This window comes from Agrobacterium radiobacter, assembly GCF_040801995.1.
Lineage (GTDB): Bacteria > Pseudomonadota > Alphaproteobacteria > Rhizobiales > Rhizobiaceae > Agrobacterium > Agrobacterium radiobacter.
The window spans coordinates 19,611-41,113 of the sequence record NZ_JBEGHX010000001.1 but is presented as its reverse complement, the minus strand read 5'-3'; the positions used below and the strand labels follow the sequence as shown (position 1 = coordinate 41,113).

At 60.1% G+C, this 21,503-nt stretch carries 19 protein-coding genes; all 19 read right to left on the bottom strand.

What is annotated here, in order from left to right:
- Positions 1–6 precede the first annotated feature (6 nt).
- The 19 genes from trmB to mutS all read right to left on the bottom strand — a co-directional run bounded on the left by trmB (position 7) and on the right by mutS (position 21,465).
- On the bottom strand, positions 7–705 hold the full coding sequence (gene trmB, locus MRBLRC7O_RS00195; protein ID WP_003503731.1) for a tRNA (guanosine(46)-N7)-methyltransferase TrmB: 699 nt from the start codon (positions 703–705) through the stop codon (positions 7–9).
- Positions 706–815: 110 nt separating this feature from the next.
- On the bottom strand, positions 816–2,078 hold the full coding sequence (gene metK / locus MRBLRC7O_RS00190; RefSeq protein WP_003503733.1) for a methionine adenosyltransferase: 1,263 nt from the start codon (positions 2,076–2,078) through the stop codon (positions 816–818).
- 191 nt (positions 2,079–2,269) lie between these two features.
- Positions 2,270–2,689: a helix-turn-helix domain-containing protein gene (locus MRBLRC7O_RS00185; protein WP_003503735.1), complete on the bottom strand. Its 420-nt coding sequence runs from the start codon at positions 2,687–2,689 to the stop codon at positions 2,270–2,272.
- A 133-nt stretch (positions 2,690–2,822) separates the two neighbouring features.
- Positions 2,823–4,412: an apolipoprotein N-acyltransferase gene (gene lnt / locus MRBLRC7O_RS00180; RefSeq protein ID WP_080865768.1), complete on the bottom strand. Its 1,590-nt coding sequence runs from the start codon at positions 4,410–4,412 to the stop codon at positions 2,823–2,825.
- Between the two features lie 188 nt (positions 4,413–4,600).
- Entirely contained in the window at positions 4,601–5,740 is a 1,140-nt protein-coding gene (locus tag MRBLRC7O_RS00175; RefSeq protein ID WP_035212583.1) for a hemolysin family protein, read from the bottom strand.
- Between the two features lie 15 nt (positions 5,741–5,755).
- Positions 5,756–6,262 (bottom strand): rRNA maturation RNase YbeY, encoded by a 507-nt coding sequence (gene ybeY / locus MRBLRC7O_RS00170; RefSeq protein ID WP_080865767.1) that lies wholly within the window; start codon positions 6,260–6,262, stop codon positions 5,756–5,758.
- A gap of 10 nt (positions 6,263–6,272) precedes the next feature.
- Entirely contained in the window at positions 6,273–7,328 is a 1,056-nt protein-coding gene (locus MRBLRC7O_RS00165) for a PhoH family protein (protein WP_003503744.1), read from the bottom strand.
- Between the two features lie 40 nt (positions 7,329–7,368).
- Positions 7,369–8,772, bottom strand: a complete 1,404-nt coding sequence (miaB, locus tag MRBLRC7O_RS00160; RefSeq protein ID WP_003503745.1) for a tRNA (N6-isopentenyl adenosine(37)-C2)-methylthiotransferase MiaB — start codon at positions 8,770–8,772, stop codon at positions 7,369–7,371.
- Between the two features lie 62 nt (positions 8,773–8,834).
- Positions 8,835–9,632, bottom strand: a complete 798-nt coding sequence (olsA, locus tag MRBLRC7O_RS00155) for a lyso-ornithine lipid O-acyltransferase (protein ID WP_003503748.1) — start codon at positions 9,630–9,632, stop codon at positions 8,835–8,837.
- A 30-nt stretch (positions 9,633–9,662) separates the two neighbouring features.
- Positions 9,663–10,091: a Fur family transcriptional regulator gene (locus MRBLRC7O_RS00150; protein ID WP_003503749.1), complete on the bottom strand. Its 429-nt coding sequence runs from the start codon at positions 10,089–10,091 to the stop codon at positions 9,663–9,665.
- Positions 10,092–10,155: 64 nt separating this feature from the next.
- Positions 10,156–10,650, bottom strand: a complete 495-nt coding sequence (locus MRBLRC7O_RS00145; protein ID WP_003503751.1) for a GNAT family N-acetyltransferase — start codon at positions 10,648–10,650, stop codon at positions 10,156–10,158.
- 68 nt (positions 10,651–10,718) lie between these two features.
- Positions 10,719–11,387: a tRNA (adenosine(37)-N6)-threonylcarbamoyltransferase complex dimerization subunit type 1 TsaB gene (gene tsaB, locus MRBLRC7O_RS00140; protein ID WP_003503753.1), complete on the bottom strand. Its 669-nt coding sequence runs from the start codon at positions 11,385–11,387 to the stop codon at positions 10,719–10,721.
- Between the two features lie 17 nt (positions 11,388–11,404).
- A complete protein-coding gene (locus MRBLRC7O_RS00135; protein ID WP_003503755.1) occupies positions 11,405–11,968 on the bottom strand; it encodes a NifU family protein in 564 nt (187 codons plus the stop codon).
- A gap of 145 nt (positions 11,969–12,113) precedes the next feature.
- Positions 12,114–12,605 (bottom strand): universal stress protein, encoded by a 492-nt coding sequence (locus MRBLRC7O_RS00130; protein WP_003503758.1) that lies wholly within the window; start codon positions 12,603–12,605, stop codon positions 12,114–12,116.
- Positions 12,606–12,719: 114 nt separating this feature from the next.
- A complete protein-coding gene (gene trpS, locus MRBLRC7O_RS00125) occupies positions 12,720–13,784 on the bottom strand; it encodes a tryptophan--tRNA ligase (RefSeq protein ID WP_080865765.1) in 1,065 nt (354 codons plus the stop codon).
- A gap of 103 nt (positions 13,785–13,887) precedes the next feature.
- Positions 13,888–14,292 (bottom strand): VOC family protein, encoded by a 405-nt coding sequence (locus MRBLRC7O_RS00120; RefSeq protein WP_003503762.1) that lies wholly within the window; start codon positions 14,290–14,292, stop codon positions 13,888–13,890.
- A complete protein-coding gene (murJ, locus tag MRBLRC7O_RS00115; RefSeq protein WP_003503764.1) occupies positions 14,292–15,881 on the bottom strand; it encodes a murein biosynthesis integral membrane protein MurJ in 1,590 nt (529 codons plus the stop codon). Before murJ ends, MRBLRC7O_RS00120 begins: the two co-directional genes overlap by 1 nt.
- A gap of 7 nt (positions 15,882–15,888) precedes the next feature.
- Positions 15,889–18,717, bottom strand: a complete 2,829-nt coding sequence (locus MRBLRC7O_RS00110) for a [protein-PII] uridylyltransferase (protein WP_003503765.1) — start codon at positions 18,715–18,717, stop codon at positions 15,889–15,891.
- Positions 18,718–18,813: 96 nt separating this feature from the next.
- On the bottom strand, positions 18,814–21,465 hold the full coding sequence (mutS, locus tag MRBLRC7O_RS00105) for a DNA mismatch repair protein MutS (RefSeq protein ID WP_080865764.1): 2,652 nt from the start codon (positions 21,463–21,465) through the stop codon (positions 18,814–18,816).
- Positions 21,466–21,503 lie beyond the last annotated feature (38 nt).

Below are 21,503 nucleotides of genomic sequence, written 5' to 3'. Positions count from 1 at the left end.
AACCGCTCAGCGACGGATGAAGGTGAGATAGGCCGAGCTGCGGCCTTCTCTTTTCGCCTTGTTTTCGTAACGCGTGCCCGGCCAGTTGGCGTAGGGCGTGCGCCAGTCGTCAGCGCTCGTCGCCGTCCATTCAAAACCGCCATGCCGGGCGCAATGCTGCAGCGTCCAGTTGACGTATGTATCGATATCCGACGCAAAGCAGAATTTGCCGCCGGGTTTCAACACGCGATGGAAACGGGCGAGATTGACGTCCGAGACAAAGCGGCGCTTCCAGTGTTTCTTCTTTGGCCACGGATCGGGATAAAGCAGATCGATGTGATCGATCGACCCCTCTGGCAGCCAGTCGAGCAGCTGCGTCGCGTCATCGTCATAGAGCCGGATATTCATCAGCTCGCGTTCGCGCACGGTGGCAAGCAGTTTGGCCATGGAGTTAACGAAGGGCTCGACCCCAATGAAACCCGTCTCTGGGTTCTCAACCGCGCGGTGGGCGAGATGTTCGCCGCCGCCGAAACCGATCTCCAGACGGATCGATCGCACATCCGCCGGAAAAAGAGCGGCGAGATTTTGCGGCGGAGCGCTTTCCAGATCGATTTTCAGCAAAGGCAGCAGGTTCTCGATCGTATCGACTTGCTGATTGCGCAGGGGCTTGCCCTTGCGTCTGCCAAAAAACGCTTCCGTTGCGCGCGAACGCCGTTCTTCCGTCATCTCATACTCTCAAGAACAAATAGATTTAACCCGCACAGCGCCACATGAGGCATTGTGCGGGTTACAAAAGTTGGTGACGGTATCTCTCAATCGCCGTCAAATAACAAGTGTTAGGCGCTCAAAGCTTCCTTAAGCGGCTTCACCAGATCGAGCTTCTCCCAGGAGAAAGAGCCGTCACGGCCCGCCTTGCGGCCGAAATGGCCGTATGAGGACGTCTTGGCGTAGATCGGCTTGTTGAGATCGAGATGACGGCGGATACCCGACGGCGAAAGGTCCATGACCTTACGGATCGCGTTCTCGACCTGATCTTCGCTGACCTTGCCGGTGCCATGCAGATCGACATAGATCGACAGGGGCTGGGCGATGCCGATCGCGTAGGAAATCTGGATTGTGCAACGCTCGGCAAGGCCGGCAGCCACGACGTTCTTGGCAAGATAGCGGGCGGCATAGGCGGCGGAACGGTCAACCTTGGTCGTGTCCTTGCCGGAGAATGCACCACCACCATGGGGGGCAGCGCCGCCATAGGTATCGACGATGATCTTGCGGCCGGTGAGGCCCGCATCACCATCGGGACCGCCGATGACGAACTTACCAGTCGGATTGATATACCACTGGCAATCGTCGGCGATCTTCAGGTCGCCCAGAGCTTCGCGGATATAGGGCTCGACAACGGCGCGAACCTTCTTCGAATCCCAGCTTGCATCGAGATGCTGCGTGGACAGAACGATGGATACGGCTTCCGAAGCCTTGCCGTCGACGTAACGAACCGTCACCTGGCTCTTGGCGTCGGGGCCAAGTTTCGCCGCTTCGCCTTCGCCGCTCTTGCGGGCGGTGGCGAGCAGCTGGAGGATACGGTGAGAATAATAGATCGGCGCCGGCATCAGATCCGGCGTTTCCTTGCAGGCGTAACCGAACATGATGCCCTGGTCGCCGGCGCCCTCGTCGCCCTGCTTGTCAGAGGCGTTGTCCACGCCCTGTGCGATATCTGCCGACTGCGGGTGCAGGAGAACGTCGATCTTGGCGGTCTTCCAGTGGAAACCATCCTGCTCGTAGCCGATGTCACGGATCGCCTTGCGGGCGGCGGACTTGAACTTCGAAGGGTTGATGACCGGATGGCCGGCGGCGTCCTTGATGATCTTGCCGTCCTTGTCCTTTTTCAGAAGCGTATCGGGAACCCGAACCTCACCGGCAATAATAACGCGGTTGGTCGTCGCAAGCGTTTCACATGCGATGCGCACGGTCCAGGGATCGACACCCGTCTTGGACGCTTCACGATAAATAAGATCCACGATTTCATCAGAAATACGATCACAAACCTTGTCCGGATGACCCTCGGCCACGGACTCGCTGGTGAACAGGTAATTGGCACGCATGCGGGATTCCCCTCAAAGAACGGTCTTGGAGTTTGTTAGTCATTTCAGCCGCGAAAAACAAGGACACAACCACATAAATATATCTTTATGTGAGAATTCCTTTCCAATCCCGTACAAAAAAACGGTCCTTGCGGACCGTTGAGTGCCCGGCATCCCATGCCGGAAATTTTCTGCGCTGTGCGGACCAGGCTCTACTCGGCATCGCCCTCGGCGGCGAGCGCCTTGACGAGATCAACGAGGCGACGGCGAACCTTGGGGTCGGCGATCTTCACGAATGCGCGGTTCAGCTGCAAACCTTCAGCCGAGGACAGAAAGTCGACCACGTAATTGGAGCTCGACGCTTCCGCCATGCCGGTCGTACCGCCGACCTGATCGCCGGGCGCATCTTCGAAAAAAAAGGAAACCGGTACATTGAGGATCCCGGAAATATTCTGCAGGCGGCTGGCGCCGACGCGGTTGGTGCCTTTTTCATATTTCTGGATTTGCTGAAAGGTAATTCCAAGACTTTCACCCAGCTTCTCCTGACTCATTCCGAGCATGGTTCTGCGAAGGCGAATTCGGCTTCCGACATGAATGTCGATGGGGTTAGGCTTTTTCTTATTCTCGGTCATCATGCGGTCCTGACACTCGGAAAGGGTTGATATCTCGCTTCAGTACTATTCGAAGAAATGAGCCGGTATTTCGACAACGGCTAAACTTGTTTTACGACTGACGTATTCACTATGCAATTGTGGGGGTTCGCGGTCAATTCTGGCGCCGCGCAAAACTCCACGCAGGCAATACCGCGACGATTATCAAGATGGAAAAAATCAACCAGAAATACGTCCGATGTGTGTCGTAGGTAAATGCGTCGTTTGACCCACCACTCAAAGTGGCGTCAACAATTCCGACCCGACCGTAGTCCAGCCCTGCAATAATGCGGCCATAGGGATCGATGACGGCAGAAATTCCGGTATTGGCGCCGCGAATCACCGGCACGCCCGTCTCAACGGCCCGTACTCTCGCCTGCAGAAAATGCTGATAGGGGCCGGGCGTATCACCGAACCAGCCATCATTCGTCACGTTCAGGATGGCGGCCGAGCCGGCCAGCCCGGGCGTCATCTCGCCCGGGAAAATGATCTCGTAACAGATCAATGGATAGAAGGTCTTGCCCGAAGGCAGCGTGAGCGGCGTACGCGAAGAGGCCGCGGAAAAACCTCCCGGCAGGGCAATGACATTGTCGATACCGAATTCCCGCAGGATGCCTTCAAAGGGGACATATTCGCCGAAGGGGGTCAGATGCACCTTGTCGGTCGCACCGATGATCTCGCCCTGGCTGTCGATCGCATAGACCGAATTATAATAACGCGGCGGTCGGCCGGCCCCCTGATCTTCCATTCTGACAGCGCCGGTGAACAGCACCTGTCCATCCTCCAGCGTTCTGGCGATTTCCGCCAGAGCATCCGGGTTTTGCGTCAGGATGAACGGGACGGAGGTTTCCGGCCAGACGATGATATCAGGGCGTTTTTTCCCTGCGCCCGGCGGCAGGGCCGTCAGCCGCAGATGCTCGCTGAAAATCTCGGCGCGGTCGTCGTTCAACATCTTGCGGGACTGATCGATGGAAGGCTGAACGATCCTCACCGTCAGGGCGTCCGCCGGGATCTCCGCCGGCGTCTGCAAGCGATAAAAGCCATAACCGAAGTGGGCGGCCAGCAGCAGACCCGCCAGCGCCAGCCCCGGTCCCATGCCTTTTTTCGTACCGATCAGCGCCGGTGCAGCGAAGATGAAAACCGCCAGCGTCGTGATACTGAAAAGACCGAGCAGATGCGCTGACTGCATCATGATCGGGATGGGCATGATGCCGTAACCGATGGCGTTCCAGGGAAAGCCGGTCGCCAGAAAACTGCGCAGCCATTCCGAAAGGCCGAAGGCGGCGGCAAGCGCCGCGATGCGGCCAAGGCCATCCGACCAGAGGAGATTGGCGGCGGCAACCGCAAAACCGTAAAACAGCGCCAGAAACGCCGGCAGACCGAGGATGGCAAGTGGCAGTGCCCAGGCGAATTCATCAGCCTCCAGCAGAAGCGCATTGCCCAGCCACCACAGGCCGGCCACGAAATAACCAAGCCCGAAACACCAGCCTATGCCGAAAGCCGGCAGAATACGGCTGAAGAGGCCGCCGCCGGGCTTTCCCGTGCAGCCGTCCACGAGCCAGACGAGCAGGGTAAAAGACAGAAATAGCGCCGCGAAAAAGCCGAATGGAGGCAAGGCAAGCGCCCCGACCGCACCTGCAGCAATCGCCATCACTGCGCGGCTCATGCCGCCGGCCAGCATTACCTTGCCTGCAAGACGCTCCATGCCATCTCCGTTTATGCGCGTGTGGAAAAGCCCGCAGCCACGGAATTTCCCCTCAGACTCGACGTAAAGGAAAAAAGATTCGCAGTCCACAGGAGGGATGACGACCGGAACGCCGTGCGGCCTTTTGGCCGCTCCGGCCTGTCAAATTGCTGCGTGGCGGAGGTGACGGGGCATCCCCGTCACCTTTCCTAATCGGCGTTGTGCTGGTGCGTGATGAGGCGAACATCCGGCGCGGGCAGCGCAATGACCCCGTTGGCTTCGCCCGGAGCGCGGTCATCCTCACCTTCGGAGCCATGATCCCGGGCGATACGAACGCCCTTGATGCGCCGGCTATCCGCATCGAGAATCTGGAACTCGAAACCGGGCACTGCCCGAACCACCTCGCCCTTGGCCGGAATGCGGCCGAGTGCGAAGAAGATGAGGCCGCCAAGCGTGTCGATTTCTTCGAGATGTTCGCGCACGTCGAATTCCGGCCCGATCACCTCGGCAAGTTCGGTAAGTTCCGCGCGCGCATCGGCAACAAGCACATCGGCGGAAAGGCGCGAGAACATCGCCTCGTCCTTGTCGTGCTCGTCGTCGATATCACCTACGACCATCTCGACGATATCCTCGTGGCTGACGAGGCCGTCCGTGCCGCCATATTCGTCGATAACAAGTGCAAGCTGTGTTCTCTGCGCCTGCATCGTCTTCAAGAGATCGGAAGCGAGCATCGAGGGCGGTGCGAATAGAATTTTGCGCACCAGCCCGGCATCGGCGACCGTCTGCTCAAGATCCACCCGAGCCAGATCGAAATTCGGCCGCGGTGAGCGCGGCGCCTTCACCTCGCCATAAGCGACGCTTCGCGATCCGGCGCGGCGCTTGTTGCGCGCCTGCTTGGCGACATAGGCCAGCAGATCGCGAATGTGGATCATACCCTTCGGGTTATCCAGCGTCTCATCGTAGACCGGCATGCGGGAGCGCCCGGTTTCCTCGAAGAGGATCAGCGCGTCGCCGATCGTCATGTTCTGGTCGAGACCATCGATATCGACCCGCGGGATCATGATATCTTCGACCCTGATCTCACGGAAACGGAGGATATTGTTCAGCATCGCCCGTTCTTCAGGCGAAAAGGCCGCACCGATTTCGGTGTCGTCCATCAGTGCATCGGTCAGATCCTCGCGCAGGCGTTCACCCTGGGATGGTTTCAGCAACCGTGCGATGCGTGACCAGATGGTTGATTTCGGCTTGGCATTGTAGTCGTGACGTAAGTGACTACTGCCCTCCTCCGAAGAGGACTGCTCGCCGTTTTCTCTGCCCTCATTGGCAGGTCGTGCAGAATGTTCGTTCATGGCTCCAGACAATATTTAAAGCGGTTCCTGACCCGCGTAGGGATCAGATAGGCCAAGCACCGCCAAAATGCGAGTCTCAAGCGACTCCATTTCTTCCGCTTCTTCCTCGTCCATGTGGTCATAACCGAACAAATGGAGGAACCCGTGGACGAGAAGATGGGTCAGATGATCCTCGAAACTCTTCTCAAGTTCAAGAGCCTCGCGTTCAACCGTCTCGCGCGCGATGACGATATCGCCCAGCATCGGGCCCGGCATTCCGCCCGGTTCCAGCGGAAAAGCGGGGAAAGACAAGACATTGGTCGCCTTGTCCTTGTCGCGCCACTCGGCGTTGATTTCCCGGATATTTTCATCGTCGGTGAAGACCAGCGAAAGTTCCACGGGCATTTTCGGGAAGGGTTGCTCCTCTTCCCGCTTCAAAAACTCAACCGCCGCATCCAGCACTTTGGTTGCAAAGGCAAGCAGGTCCTCTTCCGAGGACCAGCCTTCGGCCGCGACGCTGATTTGAATATCCAGAGCTGTCATTGTCTTTGCGTCAGTCGCCCTTCACGAGGCTTTCGTCCGGCACGGCCGTGTGGGATTCGTAAGCCCGGACGATGCGCGCCACCATCGGATGACGCACGACGTCGACATCCTTGAAGCGGACGACGGACACGCCTTCGACATCGGTGAGGATTTGCAGGGCCTCGACAAGACCGGATTTCACGCCGCGCGGCAAATCCACCTGGCTCGGGTCACCGGTCACGATCATGCGGCCGTTTTCGCCAAGACGGGTCAGGAACATCTTCATCTGCATCGTCGTGGTGTTTTGGGCTTCGTCCAGAATGACGGCGGCGTTGGCGAGCGTGCGTCCGCGCATGAAGGCCAGCGGCGCGATTTCGATGACGCCCGCCTGAATGGCGCGCTCCACCTTGTCACCCGGCATCATGTCATAAAGCGCGTCATAAAGCGGGCGCAGATACGGATCGACCTTTTCCTTCATGTCGCCGGGCAGGAAGCCCAGACGCTCGCCTGCCTCGACGGCGGGGCGTGAGAGGATGATGCGGTCGACCGCGCCGCGCTCCAGCAGCTGCGCCGCATGCGCCACTGCCAGATAGGTCTTGCCGGTGCCGGCGGGACCGACGCCGAAAACCAGCTCGGACTGTTCCAGTGCCCGCATATAGACATCCTGCGTCGGGGTGCGGGCAGCAATGGTCTTCTTGCGGGTGGAAATCTGCGCCATGGAAATCTTCGCCTTGCGCTCCATGGTCGGCAAGGTCAGCTGGTCGTCTGCGGCCATGGCCATGCGGATCGCGCCTTCCACGTCGGAAACCTCGGCGGTGCCGCCCTTGAGCAGGCGCTCGTAAAGGAAATCCAGCGCCCGGCGGGCCTGGTTGGTAGCAACCATATCGCCGGTGATGGCAACGGAATTGCCGCGCGGGCGGGCGTCGATATTGAGGCGCTGCTCCAGGAGCTTCAGGTTCTGATCGAACTGACCGAATAGCTCTCCCGCTATCCTGTTATTCTCGAACGTGAGGACGAAGTGATTGGCGTCGGTCGCGGCTTGGCGTGGCTGGCGCGATGAATTTGATACCAATTCGTGTGCGTTCAAGCGGTCAGGCTCCTGTCCCAATCAGTGTCGGCTCCCCACTCTAACTCCCTGCCACCTCGGCAAACAAGCTGTTTGGACCCGTTGCGGTGATTCGTACATTAACAATGTCACCGATTTTCAACGTCTTTGCATCAAGATTCACGGATTGCAGCCAAGGAGAGCGACCTATCAACTGCTCATGCATGCGGCCGGGCTTTTCCAGCAGCACATCCATGGTTTTTCCGACCAGCGATTCCGCAAATTCCTTCTGCTGCCGCAGCAACAGCGCCTGCAATCTCTCCAGCCGCTCAGCCTTCACGTCTTCCGCAACCTGATCCGTGAGATCGGCACCCGGCGTGCCGGGACGGGTGGAATATTTGAACGAGAAGGCCTGCGCGTATTTTACCGTCTCGACCATCGCCATCGTATCTTCGAAATCGCGATCCGTCTCACCGGGGAAACCGACAATAAAGTCCCCCGACATGGCAATATCAGGGCGGGCGGCGCGGATTTTTTCGATAAGCTGGATATATTCCTCACCCGTATGGCGGCGGTTCATCGCTTTCAGAATGCGGTCTGAACCGGACTGCACCGGCAGGTGTAGATAGGGCATGAGGATACGCAGATCGCGATGCGCGCCGATCAGGCGGTCATCCATGTCGCGCGGATGGCTGGTGGTATAGCGAAGCCGCGCAAGCCCGGGAATTTCCGCCAGCCGATACAGCAATTCGGCAAGGCCCCATTTCTCGCCCTTCGGGCCTTCGCCCTGCCAGGCATTCACGTTCTGGCCGAGCAGTGTGATTTCGCGCACGCCGGCATCGACGAGCTTCATCGCTTCATCGACGATCTGGCGCACGGGGCGCGAGACTTCCGAACCGCGCGTATAGGGCACGACACAGAAGGTGCAGAACTTGTCGCAGCCTTCCTGCACCGTCAGAAACGCCGTGACACCGCGCGTGCGCAGCGTCGCCTTTTCGGCGACCGGAAGATGCTCGAACTTGTCTTCGACGGCGTATTCGGTTTCGATGACGCGCTCGCCGCCGCGTACGCGCTTCAGCGCATCCGGCAGGCGATGATAGGTCTGCGGGCCGATGACGACATCGACGGCAGGCGCACGGCGCAGGATTTCCTCGCCTTCCGCCTGTGCCACGCAACCGGCAACGCCAATCATGAATTCGCGGCCCTGCTCTTCGCGGGATTTTTTCATGTCACGCAGGCGGCCGAGCGCCGAATAGACCTTTTCAGCCGCCTTTTCGCGGATATGACAGGTGTTCAGTAGAACCAGATCCGCCTCGCCCATATCCTCCGTCTGAACGTAACCATCCTTCGCAAGCGCATCGCTCATGCGGACGGAATCGTAGACATTCATCTGACAGCCATAGGTCTTGATGAAAACCTTGCGGTTGTTCGAGCCCTCGGGGGCGATCATGGGTGTGGCGTCAAGGCCAAGCGTTTCCTGGGTCATGGCGGCTATCTAGTGTTTTTCCCGGCCAGATTAAACAGAAAAATGCCGGAAAAGCTACGATCTCACGAATTCCGCCAGCCGCCGCGCAGGCTGAAGGCCAGCATGGAGCGGATAGCGGCGGCAACATCGGTCGCCAGTCGCTTGCGGTTGTCAGCGCTGTGAAACGCAACGCTGTCACCGAATGTCACGTCGACATCAATGGCACCGGCCCTGATGATGCCGAGCAGATGCGGCACGAGCGTGATGCTGCCCGGCCAGGCGGCAATGACGCGGTGGTAACGACCCATGGCCATGCCATGCACCCGCGTATAGGCGATAGCGACCGGCTGCACATACACCAGCTTGCCCGGAACCTGTTCAGCCGCAGTGGAAGCCGCGCCGAACAACGAGGATTTGACGGCGAGCATGCGGTTGCCATCCGAGGTGGTCCCTTCGGGGAACAGGACGACAATCTCGCCATCGGCCATGCGGCTGGCGATCTCGCTCACCTGCGCGCCGGTGCTGCGCTTCTGCTCGCGCTGCACGAAGATGCTTTTCTGCAGCCGGGCAAGCCAGCCGAAAACCGGCCAGTCACGCACCTCCGTCTTGGCGATGAATACCACGTCGGCAATGCTGCCCAAAACGAGGATGTCTTTCCACGAGGCGTGATTGACCGCCAGCATCAACGGTTTCGCGCGCTCCACATCCCCGTGGACGTGAACGCGGATGCCGAGAACATGGCAGGCGATGCGGTGCCAGAGGCGCGGAATGCGGCGGCGAAGCCGCCAGTCGAAGGCAAGGCCCAGCAATTGCAGCGGCAGCAAGACGAGCGTGACGATCAGGAGAACGACCGCAATATAGGCTGTCCGCAGCCACATCATGATGGGAACGCCCGCTTGTTCACCGGCGTCTCAGTGTTCGCCGGGCTTCAATGGCACGCCGTAAAGTTCCAGCCGGTGATCCACGAGCTTGAAGCCGTGTTCGCGGGCGATCTTTTCCTGCAGGGCCTCGATCTCGGCCGAATGAAATTCGATGACCACACCGTTCTTCAGGTCGATCAGATGATCGTGATGCTCTTCGGGCACGGTTTCATAACGCGAGCGGCCATCGCGAAAATCGTGACGCTCGATGATGCCGGCATCCTCGAACAGCTTCACCGTTCTATAAACGGTGGAAATCGAGATGCGCGGATCGACGGCGGAGGAACGGCGGTAAAGCTCCTCGACATCGGGGTGGTCCGCAGATTCCTGAAGGACACGGGCGATGACGCGGCGTTGGTCGGTCATCCGCATGCCGCGCTCGGCACAAAGCTCCTCCAGCGTTTTCGAAAGGTCTGTCACGTCTTCTGGCCTTTTGAGAATTCCGGTTTGCGGCTTTCGCCGAAAAAATGCCTGTCGCAGGGAACTAGCGAAGATCGCGACGCATGACAAGCGCCGTCGACTTCGTTCCATCCTTGGCGGTGTAATAGGCCTTGCGTTCCGCGACGGTTTTGAAGCCGAGCTTCCTGTAGAGCCCGAGAGCGGAAACATTCTTATTGTCCACCTCGAGAAACATGGTTTCAGCGCCACGCATCATCGCCTCGCGGATCGCCGACTGCATCAGACGCCAGCCGAGACCCGCGCGTGCGAACTTGTCGGCCACGGCAACGGTGAGGATTTCCGCCTCGCCCGCCACTTCCCGCGCCAGCACGAAACCGCCAAGCGGCTTGCTGAAAAATGCGTTGGTCTGGCGTGCGACGGCGCCGAAAACCGACCCTTGCGTCAATAGTCCGGAGAACTCCCCGTCGTTCCACGGGCGCGGGAAGCGCAAGGCATGCAAATCCGACACCGCGGCGCAATCCTCATGCTGCATCGGCACGATCTCGAAATAGGGTTTCCAGGTCAGATAGTCGTCAAACATCACAAAAATCAGGCATCACAAAAATCGGGCATCACGGGAATCAACGGCATGCATCAAGGCTTGCCCTATCAGGCAACGCCCTGACGTGCCAGCGCAAAACCAGTCTGTGGCCGGGCGTCCGGCCCGCGCAGATAAAGCGGCGCGGGTTTCGGCTGGCCCGCCGGCTTGCGTGCGGCCGCGCGCGCCACCGAGGCAATCGGGAAATGATCCGGCCCCGAACCGGTCTCCGCGCCCGCGAAAAGGGGTGCAGCGGAACCGATGACGGCGCCATCGAAACTGTCGATGACCAGCCTGGCTTCTTCAAGCGACAGGAGGCCGGCATCGCGAAGCGGCGATCCGTCAGCCGAAAATGTCTGGAGATAGGTTTCGCCGCGCTTGGCATCCAGCCCGACAGCCACGGGCCGGTCGGGGTTTTCCAGCAGGTGATGCAGGGCAAGCGTCTCGAGCGTGGTCACGCCCATTGCTTCAATGCCGAGCGACAGGGCAAAACCACGCGCAGCAGCAACACCGACACGGATACCGGTGAAAGACCCCGGCCCGATCGTCACGGCAATGCGTTCGACATTCCGGAGCGACAGTTGCGCCTGCTCCAGAGCCCCGTCGATCACGGCCATTAGTCTTTCGGCATGGCCCTTGCCGATCGTTTCGCAGACCTCTCCGAGCACCCTGTCTGAGATGCTGTCATAGATGCAGGCGGAACAATCCACACCTGAGGTGTCGAGTGCGAGAACAATCATGACCTGGCTTTACAGCATTATACCGCTTCGACTTCGCGCACTTCCGGCACGAAATGGCGAAGCAGGTTCTGAACGCCATGCTTCAGCGTGGCGGTGGAGGACGGGCAGCCCGAGCAGGCGCCCTTCATGTTCAGGAACACCGTCCCGTCGCGGAAACCACGGAAGGTGATGTCGCCGCCATCCTGCGCCACGGCGGGGCGAACGCGGGTATCCAGCAGTTCCTTGATGGTCGCGACGATGGTTTCGTCACCCTCTTCGAAGAACTCGCCTTCTTCATCCGACACTTCGGCCGCAATAGCCGTACCCATGATCGGGCGGCCAGACATGAAGTGCTCCATGATCGCGCCCAGAATGGCCGGCTTCAGGTGCTGCCATTCCGCGCCGTCCTTGGTGACGGTGATGAAATCGAAACCGAAATAAACGCCGGTAACCCCCGGAATGGTGAAGAGGCGCTCCGCCAGGGGCGAAGCCTGCGCCTGCGAAGGATTGAGAAACTCCACCGTCCCGCTTTCCAGCACCACCTTGCCCGGCAGGAACTTCAGCGTGGTGGGGTTCGGCGTGGCTTCCGTCTGAATGAACATCGTCTTCTCCTTCGAGGTCGCCGTTCACGCCCCGTAATTTAGAATTCTTCCAAAAAATACGCCCGGCGAAGCTTCACTTCAAGCCCTGACATGATAATTACATTCAAGAAATCGTCAGCCCCTAAATCTTGCCTGAGCCCCGGGGTCAGCAGAGTGCGTCGATTTCCTCGTCCGATAACGTATCCGGCAGCACGGTGACGGGGATCGGGAAGGCTGCCCCTCGCCCGGCAATGGAGGAAACGAGCGGTCCCGGCCCTTCTTTAGTCGATCCCGCCGCCAGAACGAGAATCGCGATATCGCGGTCTTCCTCGATCAGCCCGTGGATCTGCTCGGTGGCGCTGCCTTCACGAATGACAGCTTCGGGCTCGATGCCGATGGTCTCACGAACCTTCTGGGCGATCTTGGCGAGTGTGGCTTCCGCCTCCTCCCGCGCTTCCGCCCGCATGATCTGCTCGACACCAAGCCATTGCTGGAAGTCGCCTTCCGGGATCATGTAAAGCAGCACAAGCCCGCCATTGGAATTCTTGGCGCGACGACCGGCATAGTGCACGGCCCTTTCGCATTCCGGTGTGTCATCGATAACAGCGAGAAACTTGCGACGATGCCCTTCCAGACGCGACAGCCGTTTTGAAACCATTCTGCACTCCCTAGGTCCGCCGTGATCCGAGAAACCGCCCGACGGTTCGGGCGGAGATTATATCAAATCACGGCAGGCGCAAACCGCCCACCGCATCCGCGCAGCAGCGACCTGTCAGCGCAGGAAGCCGATGATATCGCGCACCTCGTTCATCGTCTTTTCGGCGATGGCACGCGCCCGCTCGCCACCTTGGCTGAGGATGGCGTCGATATGGGTCGGGTCATCGAGAAGACGGCGCATCTCATTATTGACCGGTGCCAGGACATTGACGGCAAGCTCGACGAGGGCCGGCTTGAAGGCCGAGAACTGCTGTCCGCCGAATTCCGAGAGCACATCGGCCTTGGTCCTGTCGGACAGGGCGGCATAGATGCCGACGAGGTTTTCGGCTTCGGCACGGCCTTTCAGGCCTTCCACTTCGCTCGGCAGCGCGTCCGGATCGGTCTTTGCCTTCCTGATCTTCTTCGAAATCGCATCGACATCATCCATGAGGTTAATGCGCGACAGATCGGAGGGATCGGACTTCGACATCTTCTTGGTGCCGTCCTTCAACGACATCACACGCGGTGCCGGACCGCCGATCAGGGGTGCCACCATCGGGAAATAGGCGTGCACCGGCTCATCGCCGACCGTGATATCGAGCCCAAGCCCCGCCTTGCGGATATGATCGCTGAAATCGATGTTGAATTTCTGGGCGATGTCGCGTGCGAGTTCCAGATGCTGCTTCTGGTCGTCGCCGACCGGAACATGGGTGGCGCGATAGACGAGAATGTCGGCGGCCATCAGGCTCGGATAGGCGAGCAGACCGAGCGAGACCTGCTCGGCATTCTTGCCGGACTTGTCCTTGAACTGCGTCATACGCTCCATCCAGCCGATGCGCGCCACGCAGTTGAACACCCATGCCAGTTCCGCATGTTGCGGCACGGCCGACTGGTTGAAGACGATGTGCTTCACGGGGTCGATACCGGCTGCGATGAAGGCGGCCGCAATCGAGCGAGTCTGCGCCTTCAGGTCGGAGTGAACGAGCTGGGCGGTGATGGCATGCATGTCGACGACGCAATAGATGCAGTCGTTATCTTCCTGCAGCGCCACGAACTTGCGGATCGCGCCGAGATAGTTGCCGAGATGCAGATTGCCGGTCGGCTGGACGCCCGAGAAAACCAGCGGCTTGAATGCGTTCATTGTCGTCCTCGAAAAGGCTTGTGGAGGGCCCCGCCCCATGGTTGGAATTGCACGCGCGCTTATGCACCCGCAGCCCCCAGCAATCAAGCGGTTTCAGGGCTTGTCAGCCGCGCGATTCCAGAAGATCCCAACGATTTCCGTAAGGGTCAACAAAGACCGCAACGGAGCCGTAAACCTCATGGCGCGGCTCCTCCAGAAAGCCCACACCGCGGGCAAGCATGGTCTCGTAATCGCGCCGGAAATTGTCGGTATGCAGGAAAAACCCGACGCGCCCACCCGTCTGGTTGCCAATGGCAAGCCTTTGCTGCTCGCCATCCGCCTCGGCAAGCAGCAGGGCGCCGCCCTCGGTCCCTTGCGGCTTCACCACCAGCCACCGTTTGCCGTCGCCAAGCGGCTGATCGGAAAGGCATTCAAACCCGAGAACGTCGCAATAAAACGCCTTCGCCCGGTCGTAGTCATCCACGACAAGCGTGGTGAGCGCGATGCGGCGGTTTTTAGCAAAGGACATCAGCCCGCCTCCGTCTCGACGTTCTTTTTGCCGCGCTTGCGAATGGCTCTCTTCACCATGCCGATATCGGCCCCACCCGAAACGAAAGCCAGCACGAAATAAACCAGCATGGCCGCGAAGACGAGAGCCATGATGGTGCCGGCCCGGATGAAAATGGACGAGGCGGAAGACAGCTCGAATGTCAGCCAGGTCAGCGCATAGTACACGAAACCGGCCATCAGGGCCGCGGCCAACAGCAAACGCGGAATGCGGGTCAGCAGTGGAATATCCACATGCCAGTGACCGCGCCACAACAACATGCCGAACAGCAGAGCGGCATTGACCCAGCCGGCAGTGATTTCTGCAATGGCGATGCCGGGACCGCCAAGGCGCGGGAAGAGCGTCAGCGCCAGCGAGACATTCACGACAACGGAAATCGCCGCGAAGATCATCGGCGTGCGGGTATCCTCACGAGCGAAGAAACCGGGAATAAAGGCCTTGATCAGAACGAAAGCCGGCAGGCCCAGACCGTAAATGCCGAGAATTTGCGCAACGGTGATGGTGGCCGAGGGCGAGAAGTTGCCGCGCTCGTAAAGAAAACGCACGATGGGCTCCGCCATGACGAGAAGGGCCGCGGCGGCGGGCAAGGTCAGAAACAGCACGAATTCCACCGAGCGGTTCTGCAGGCTTCCCGCCTCGACCATATGGCCGCCGCGCAAAGCCCGCGCCAGTTCCGGCAAGAGCACGGTGGCCACCGCAATGCCGACGACGCCGAGCGGCAGCTGGTAAATCCGGTCCGCATAGGCAAGCGAGGAGATCACCCCTTCACCAGCAGAAGCGATATTGGTGTTGATCAGCAGATTGATCTGGGTAATGCCGCCGGTGATCGCGGCGGGCAGGGCAAGAACCAGAAGCCGCTGCACATTTTTGGTCATCCGCGGCCTGCGGAAGCCTATGCGCATGCCGGCATTGCGCACGGCGATCCAGACGATGGCAAGTTGCACCACCCCTGCCACCATAACACCCCAGGACAGGGCGTAACCCACCTGCAGAGGATCGTAATTCTTCCACCACGCCAGAGCGAGAACGCCGATGAGGATGATGTTGAGGAACACAGGCGCGATCGCGGCCGCAAAATAACGGTGCAGCGAGTTCAGCATGCCGCCCATCATCGCCGCCAGAGACATGCAGGCGAGATAGGGGAACATGATGGTCGCGAGCCGGACGGTGTTGTCGAATTTTACCGGATCTTCCAGGAAGCCCGGTGCAATCACGGTGCGCACGATGAACGGCATCGACAGTTCCATCAGGATCGTCAGCGCCAGGAGCACGGTGAAGAGAACACCGAAGACCTCCTCGGAAAAGCGCCTTGCGCCCTCCATGCCATTCGCCTCGATTTCCTTGGCGAAAAGCGGCACGAAGGCCGAATTGAACGCGCCTTCGGCAAAAAGTCGCCGGAAGGTGTTCGGAAAACGAAAGGCGGCGTTGAAGGCATCGGCCACGGGGCCTGTGCCGACGGCGGCGGCCATCAGGGTTTCGCGGAGGAAACCGAAGATGCGGCTGCCGAGCGTGGCGGTGCCGACGGTGGCGAACTTGCCGATCAGACTCATGGGCGCTTCAAGCCTTTGCCGTGCGCGCGGCAGGCAGGGCCGCCACGTCTGGATGGGCGATGATGCCGTTCGGCATGCGGTCACGCAATTCGTCTTCCTGTTCGCTCATCACGGCCTTCAGGCGCTGCGCAATGCTGGCCTGGCGGTTGTCGTTCGTCACCTTCTGGCCGAAGAGATCGGTCACATAAAAGGTGTCGATGACCTTTTCGCCGAAGGTGGTGATGCGGGCGGAGTGAATATCGAGCGACAGATCGGCAATGACAGCCGTCATATCAGCCAGAAGTCCCGGCCGGTCGAGGCACTCGACCTCGATGACGGTGAACTTGTTCGACAGCCCGTTGGAAATGATGACCGAGGGCGGAATGGTGAAAGCGCTTTTCTTCCTGCGGCTCTTGGTCCGCGTGGCGATCATTTCCGGAAGACGCTGCTTGCCGGAGAGAACCTCCTCGATGAGCTTGCCGACATTGTTGCCGCGCCGGGTCTCATCCTCGTCGATCGGAAATTCGCGATTGATCAGGATCGTATCCAGCGCCCGCCCGTCGGAGGTGGTGAAAATCTGCGCATCCGCGATATTGGCGCCAGCCGCCGCACAGGCACCGGTGATGATCGAAAGCAGGCGCGGATGGTCCGGCGCCAGTACGGTGATTTCCGTGATGGCATGGAAGGAATGGGTGCGCACCATGGTCGACAGCGCCTTTTCCTGCTTGTCGGCCTCGCGGATGAAGCGGGTGTGTCGCACCTGGTCTTCCAGCGCCACCGTCAGCAGATAGGGCTCGTAATGCAGCTTGGTGTATTTGCGCCGCGCCTTCTGGCCCCAGTCGTCAAGGGCGTCGTAAAGCGCCTGCCGGGCGATCTGCGCGCGTTCCTTGCGGGAGACTTCCGAGAAGCCGCCTGACAGAAGCAACTCGGTCTCATAATAGAGCGAGCGCAGCAGCTGCCCCTTCCAGCCGTTCCAGACCCCTGGACCAACAGCGCGAATATCGCAGACCGTTAGGATGAGCAGCATCTTCAGCCGCTCCATGGACTGCACCTTGTCGGCGAAATCGGTGATGGTCTTGCGGTCATGCAGGTCGCGCGTCTGGGCGACCATGGACATCAGAAGATGCTGCTCGATCAGCCAGACGACCATTTCGGTCTGCTTGCCGGTCAGCCGGAAGCGCTGGCAAAGCTTGCGGGCCACGCGCGCGCCAGCAATCGAGTGATCCTCCTGCCGGCCCTTGGCGACATCGTGCAGCAGCACGGCCACATAAAGCGCCTCGCGTTCCTCCACGCTCGGCATCAGCTGGTTGGCGAGCGGGTGGGCGTCGACAGCCGTTCCCTTGTCCACTTCCGACAACACGCCGACGGAGCGGATCAGATGCTCGTCCACCGTATAGTGATGATACATGTTGAACTGCATCATCGCGACGATCTTGCCGAATTCGGGGATGAACTTGCCGAGCACGCCGGCCTCGTTCATGCGCCGCAGCGTCAGCGCCGGATCGCGTCGCGAGGTAAGGATCGACAGGAAAAGCCGGTTCGCCTCCTCGCTTTCGCGAAGCTCATCATTGATGAGCGACAGCGAGCGGGTGACGACGCGCAACGCATCCGGGTGCAGTTCGAGATTATTGATATCGGCGATGTGGAAGAGCCGGATCAGATTGACCGGGTCGTTCTTGAAAACATCAGGCTTGGCGAGCGCAATGCGCCCCCGGTCCTCGACAAATTCCACCGAGCCGGGAATCTTGCGCACACGATGGGCGAAGCGGCTGAGAACGCCGGAAAGGCCCGGCACGTCTTTCGCCTGGCGATCCTCAAGTGCTGCGCAGACAATGCGGGTCAGGTCGCCCACATCTTTCGCCACGAGGAAATAGTGCTTCATGAAACGCTCGACGGCGGAAAGGCCCGGGCGCGGCTGGTAACCCAGCGCATCGGCGATTTCGCGCTGAATGTCGAAAGAAAGGCGCTCTTCCGCCTTGCCGGTGATGAAGTGCATCTGGCAACGGACAGCCCAGAGAAAATCATCGGCCTTTTCGAACAGCCGGAGTTCCGGCCGTGACAGGACGCCAAGCTTGACCAGATCGGCCGTATCGCGGACGTGGTAATAATATTTGGCGATCCAGAACAGCGTGTGCAGGTCGCGCAACCCACCCTTGCCTTCCTTGACGTTCGGTTCCACCAGATAACGCGTATCGCCCGCCTTGCGGTGGCGCTGGTCACGCTCGGCGAGCTTGGCGGCGATGAATTCCGGGCCGGTGCCGGTGACGACTTCCGACTCGAAACGCTTTTCGAGATCATCGGTCAGGGATTTCTTGCCGCAAATCGCCCGCACTTCCAGAATGGCGGTGCGAATGGTCATGTCGGATTTGGACAGGCGGATGCATTCATCCACCGTGCGGGTGGCGTGGCCGACCTTAAAGCCGAGGTCCCAGAGGAGATAGAGCACAAACTCCACGGCCTTGTGCATGTCAGGCGTGTTCTTGGCCGGCAGCAGGAACAGGAGATCGATGTCCGATCCAGGCGCCAGCGTGCCGCGACCGTAACCGCCGACTGCCGCGACCGCGATCTGCGGCGCATCCTTGGGATAGACATATTGGCAGGCGAGATCATAGAGGATTTCGATCAATCGGTCCTGAAGCCAGGAGATGCGCCGGGCGCAATCAATGCCGCTGCCATCGGCCTTCAGCAGTTCTCTAGCCTTTTCCCGGCCTTCCGCGCTGGCCTTGCGGAAAATCGGCAACAGGTCGGACCTGATATCGGCGGTGCGTTTGCCGTCTTCCTTAAAGATGATGTCGCATTCGCGCTTCAGCGCCGATACATCGAGAATGTCGGAAAAATCCAGGTCCTTGATGGCCATCTATGCCGGTATCCATGTCCTGTGGGATAATCCCACCGCTTGCGATGGGAGTGTCCTATAGCGAGTTTTAAAGGCGATGGACAGGCAATCTATCCCTTACGCCTTGCCAAGTTCTTTCTTCAACGCATAGAGCGCGTCCAATGCCTCTCGCGGCGTCATTTCGTCGGGGTTGAAGCCCTTCAGAGCCTCCTCCACCTTCGATGATCCGGCCTTGCGGGTTTCCTCGCGGCGAACCGCGATCTGGAACAGCGGCAGATCATCGATCAGCTGGCTGGCCGGGTTCTTGCGGTCGGCATCTTCGAGCTTCGTCAGCACCTCGCGGGCGCGCTCCACCACCGATGCCGGCAGTCCCGCAAGCCGCGCCACCTGAATACCGTAGGAACGATCCGCAGCGCCCGGCCCGACTTCGTGCAGGAAGATGACATCACCTTCCCACTCCTTCACCCGCATCGTGGCATTGGAAAGGCGGCCGAGCTTTTCCGACAGCACCGTCAGCTCGTGGAAATGGGTGGCGAAGAGGCCACGGCAACGATTGACCTCGTGCAGATGTTCCACCGCCGCCCAGGCGATCGAGAGTCCATCGAAGGTCGCCGTGCCACGGCCGATTTCATCCAGAATGACCAGAGAACGATCCGTCGCCTGATTGAGAATGGCGGCGGTCTCCACCATTTCCACCATGAAGGTCGAGCGGCCGCGCGCCAGATCGTCTGACGCACCAACGCGGGAAAACAGCCGGTCGACGACGCCGATATGGGCGGCCTCCGCCGGAACGAAGGAGCCGATCTGCGCGAGGATGGTGATCAGCGCATTCTGGCGCAGGAAGGTCGATTTACCGCCCATGTTCGGGCCGGTGAGCAGCCAGATCGCACCATTCTTGCCGCCGTTCACGGCCGACAGATCGCAATTGTTGGCGATGAACGGTCCAGCCGACTGCCGCCGTAATGCCTGCTCCACCACCGGATGACGCCCGCCCTTGATCGCGAAGGTCATGGAGGCATCGACGATCGGACGGCAATAGGCCTGTTCGGTTGCGAGATAAGCAAGGCTTGAGGCGACGTCGATAGTCGCGAGCGCGAAAGCACCGGCCTTGATCGCTTCCGCCTGCTGCACCACAGCCTCGACCATGCGCGCGAAGGCTTCCAGCTCCATGGTCAGAGCCTGCGCTGCGGCGTTGGCGATGCGGCTTTCAAGATCGGCAAGCTCGGTGGTGGTGAAGCGCATGGCGCCTGCCATGGTCTGACGGTGGATGAAGCGCGCCTTGGCCTCATCCGTCGCCATCATCACATCTGCGTTGCCGGCCGTGACCTCGATGAAGTAGCCAAGCACATTGTTGTGCTTGATCTTGAGCGACTTGATGCCGGTCTCATCGGCATATTTCAGCTGCAGCCCGGCAATCACACGGCGCGACTGGTCGCGCAGCGCCCGCACCTCATCCAGTTCGGGATTGGCACCATCGCGCAGGAAACCGCCGTCCCGCTTCAAAAGCGGCAGGTCGTCGGCCAGCATCGAGCCAAGCATGGCTTCCAGCCCACTCGGCAGCGCTTTCAAATCCGCGAGCGCCGTCGCCAGCTCATCCGGCAACAATCCCTGATCGAGAATCGCGGCTATCCTTTCGGCCGAAGCCAGCCCCTGCCTGATGGCGCCGAGATCGCGCGGGCCGCCGCGCTCCAGCGCAAGGCGCGAAAGCGCACGCGGCATATCCGCAACCTGTTTCAGCGCATCGCGCAGGCCATCGCTGAGCGACACGTCATCGATGAGATAGGCCACCGCATCGAGGCGGGCATTGATCTTCTCCGGATCTGTCAAGGGTGACATCAGCCGCTCGGCCAGAAGCCGTGCGCCGCCGCCCGTGACGGTACGGTTAAGCGCATGCAGCAGCGATCCGTCCCTTTCGCCCGACAGCGTCTTCACCAGTTCCAGATTGGCGCGGGTGGCGGGATCGATGAAAAGGGTGGAGGCCGCACTTTCACGCTCCGGCGCGCCAAGCGGCGGACGTTCGGCGATCTGGGTTTTTTCGACATAAGCGACGGCCGCAGCGGCAGCGGCCATTTCCACCCGCGAAAACGTGCCGAAACCATCGAGCGTCGAGACGTTGAAATAACGGGCGATGCGCCCTTCCGCAGTAGCGCTGTCGAAAAGAATCGCCGGTTGCGGCACCACCACACGACCGAGCACATCAAACACCGGTCGCAATTCCTCGTCATGGAACAGGCTGTCGGCGACAATCAACTCCCGCGGATCAATGCGCCAGATATCGGCGAGAAGCCTCGTCAGCGTGGTTTCCGCCAGACGGAAGACGCCGGTGGAAATATCGATCCAGGCGAGTGCAAACTGCGCCTCGGCACTGCCGCGAATACGGGCGAGCGCCATCAGATAGTTGGATTCCGTCGGCGACAGCAGTTTTTCTTCGGTCAGCGTGCCGGGGGTGACGAGCCGCACGACATCACGTTTGACCACGGATTTCGATCCGCGCTTCTTCGCCTCGGCCGGGTCTTCCACCTGTTCGCAGACGGCGACGCGATAGCCGCGCAGGATGAGCTTCTGCAGGTAGTCATCCGCCGCATGGACGGGAACGCCGCACATGGGAATATCGTGCCCCATGTGCTGGCCGCGTTTCGTCAGCGTGATGCCGAGCGAACGGGAGGCTTCGACCGCATCGTCAAAGAACAATTCGTAAAAATCGCCCATGCGGTAGAACAGCAGCGAACCGGGATTGTTCGCCTTGATCTCGATATATTGCTCCATCATCGGAGTGGCCGTCGCGCGGCTCTCTTCCGAGATCAGGG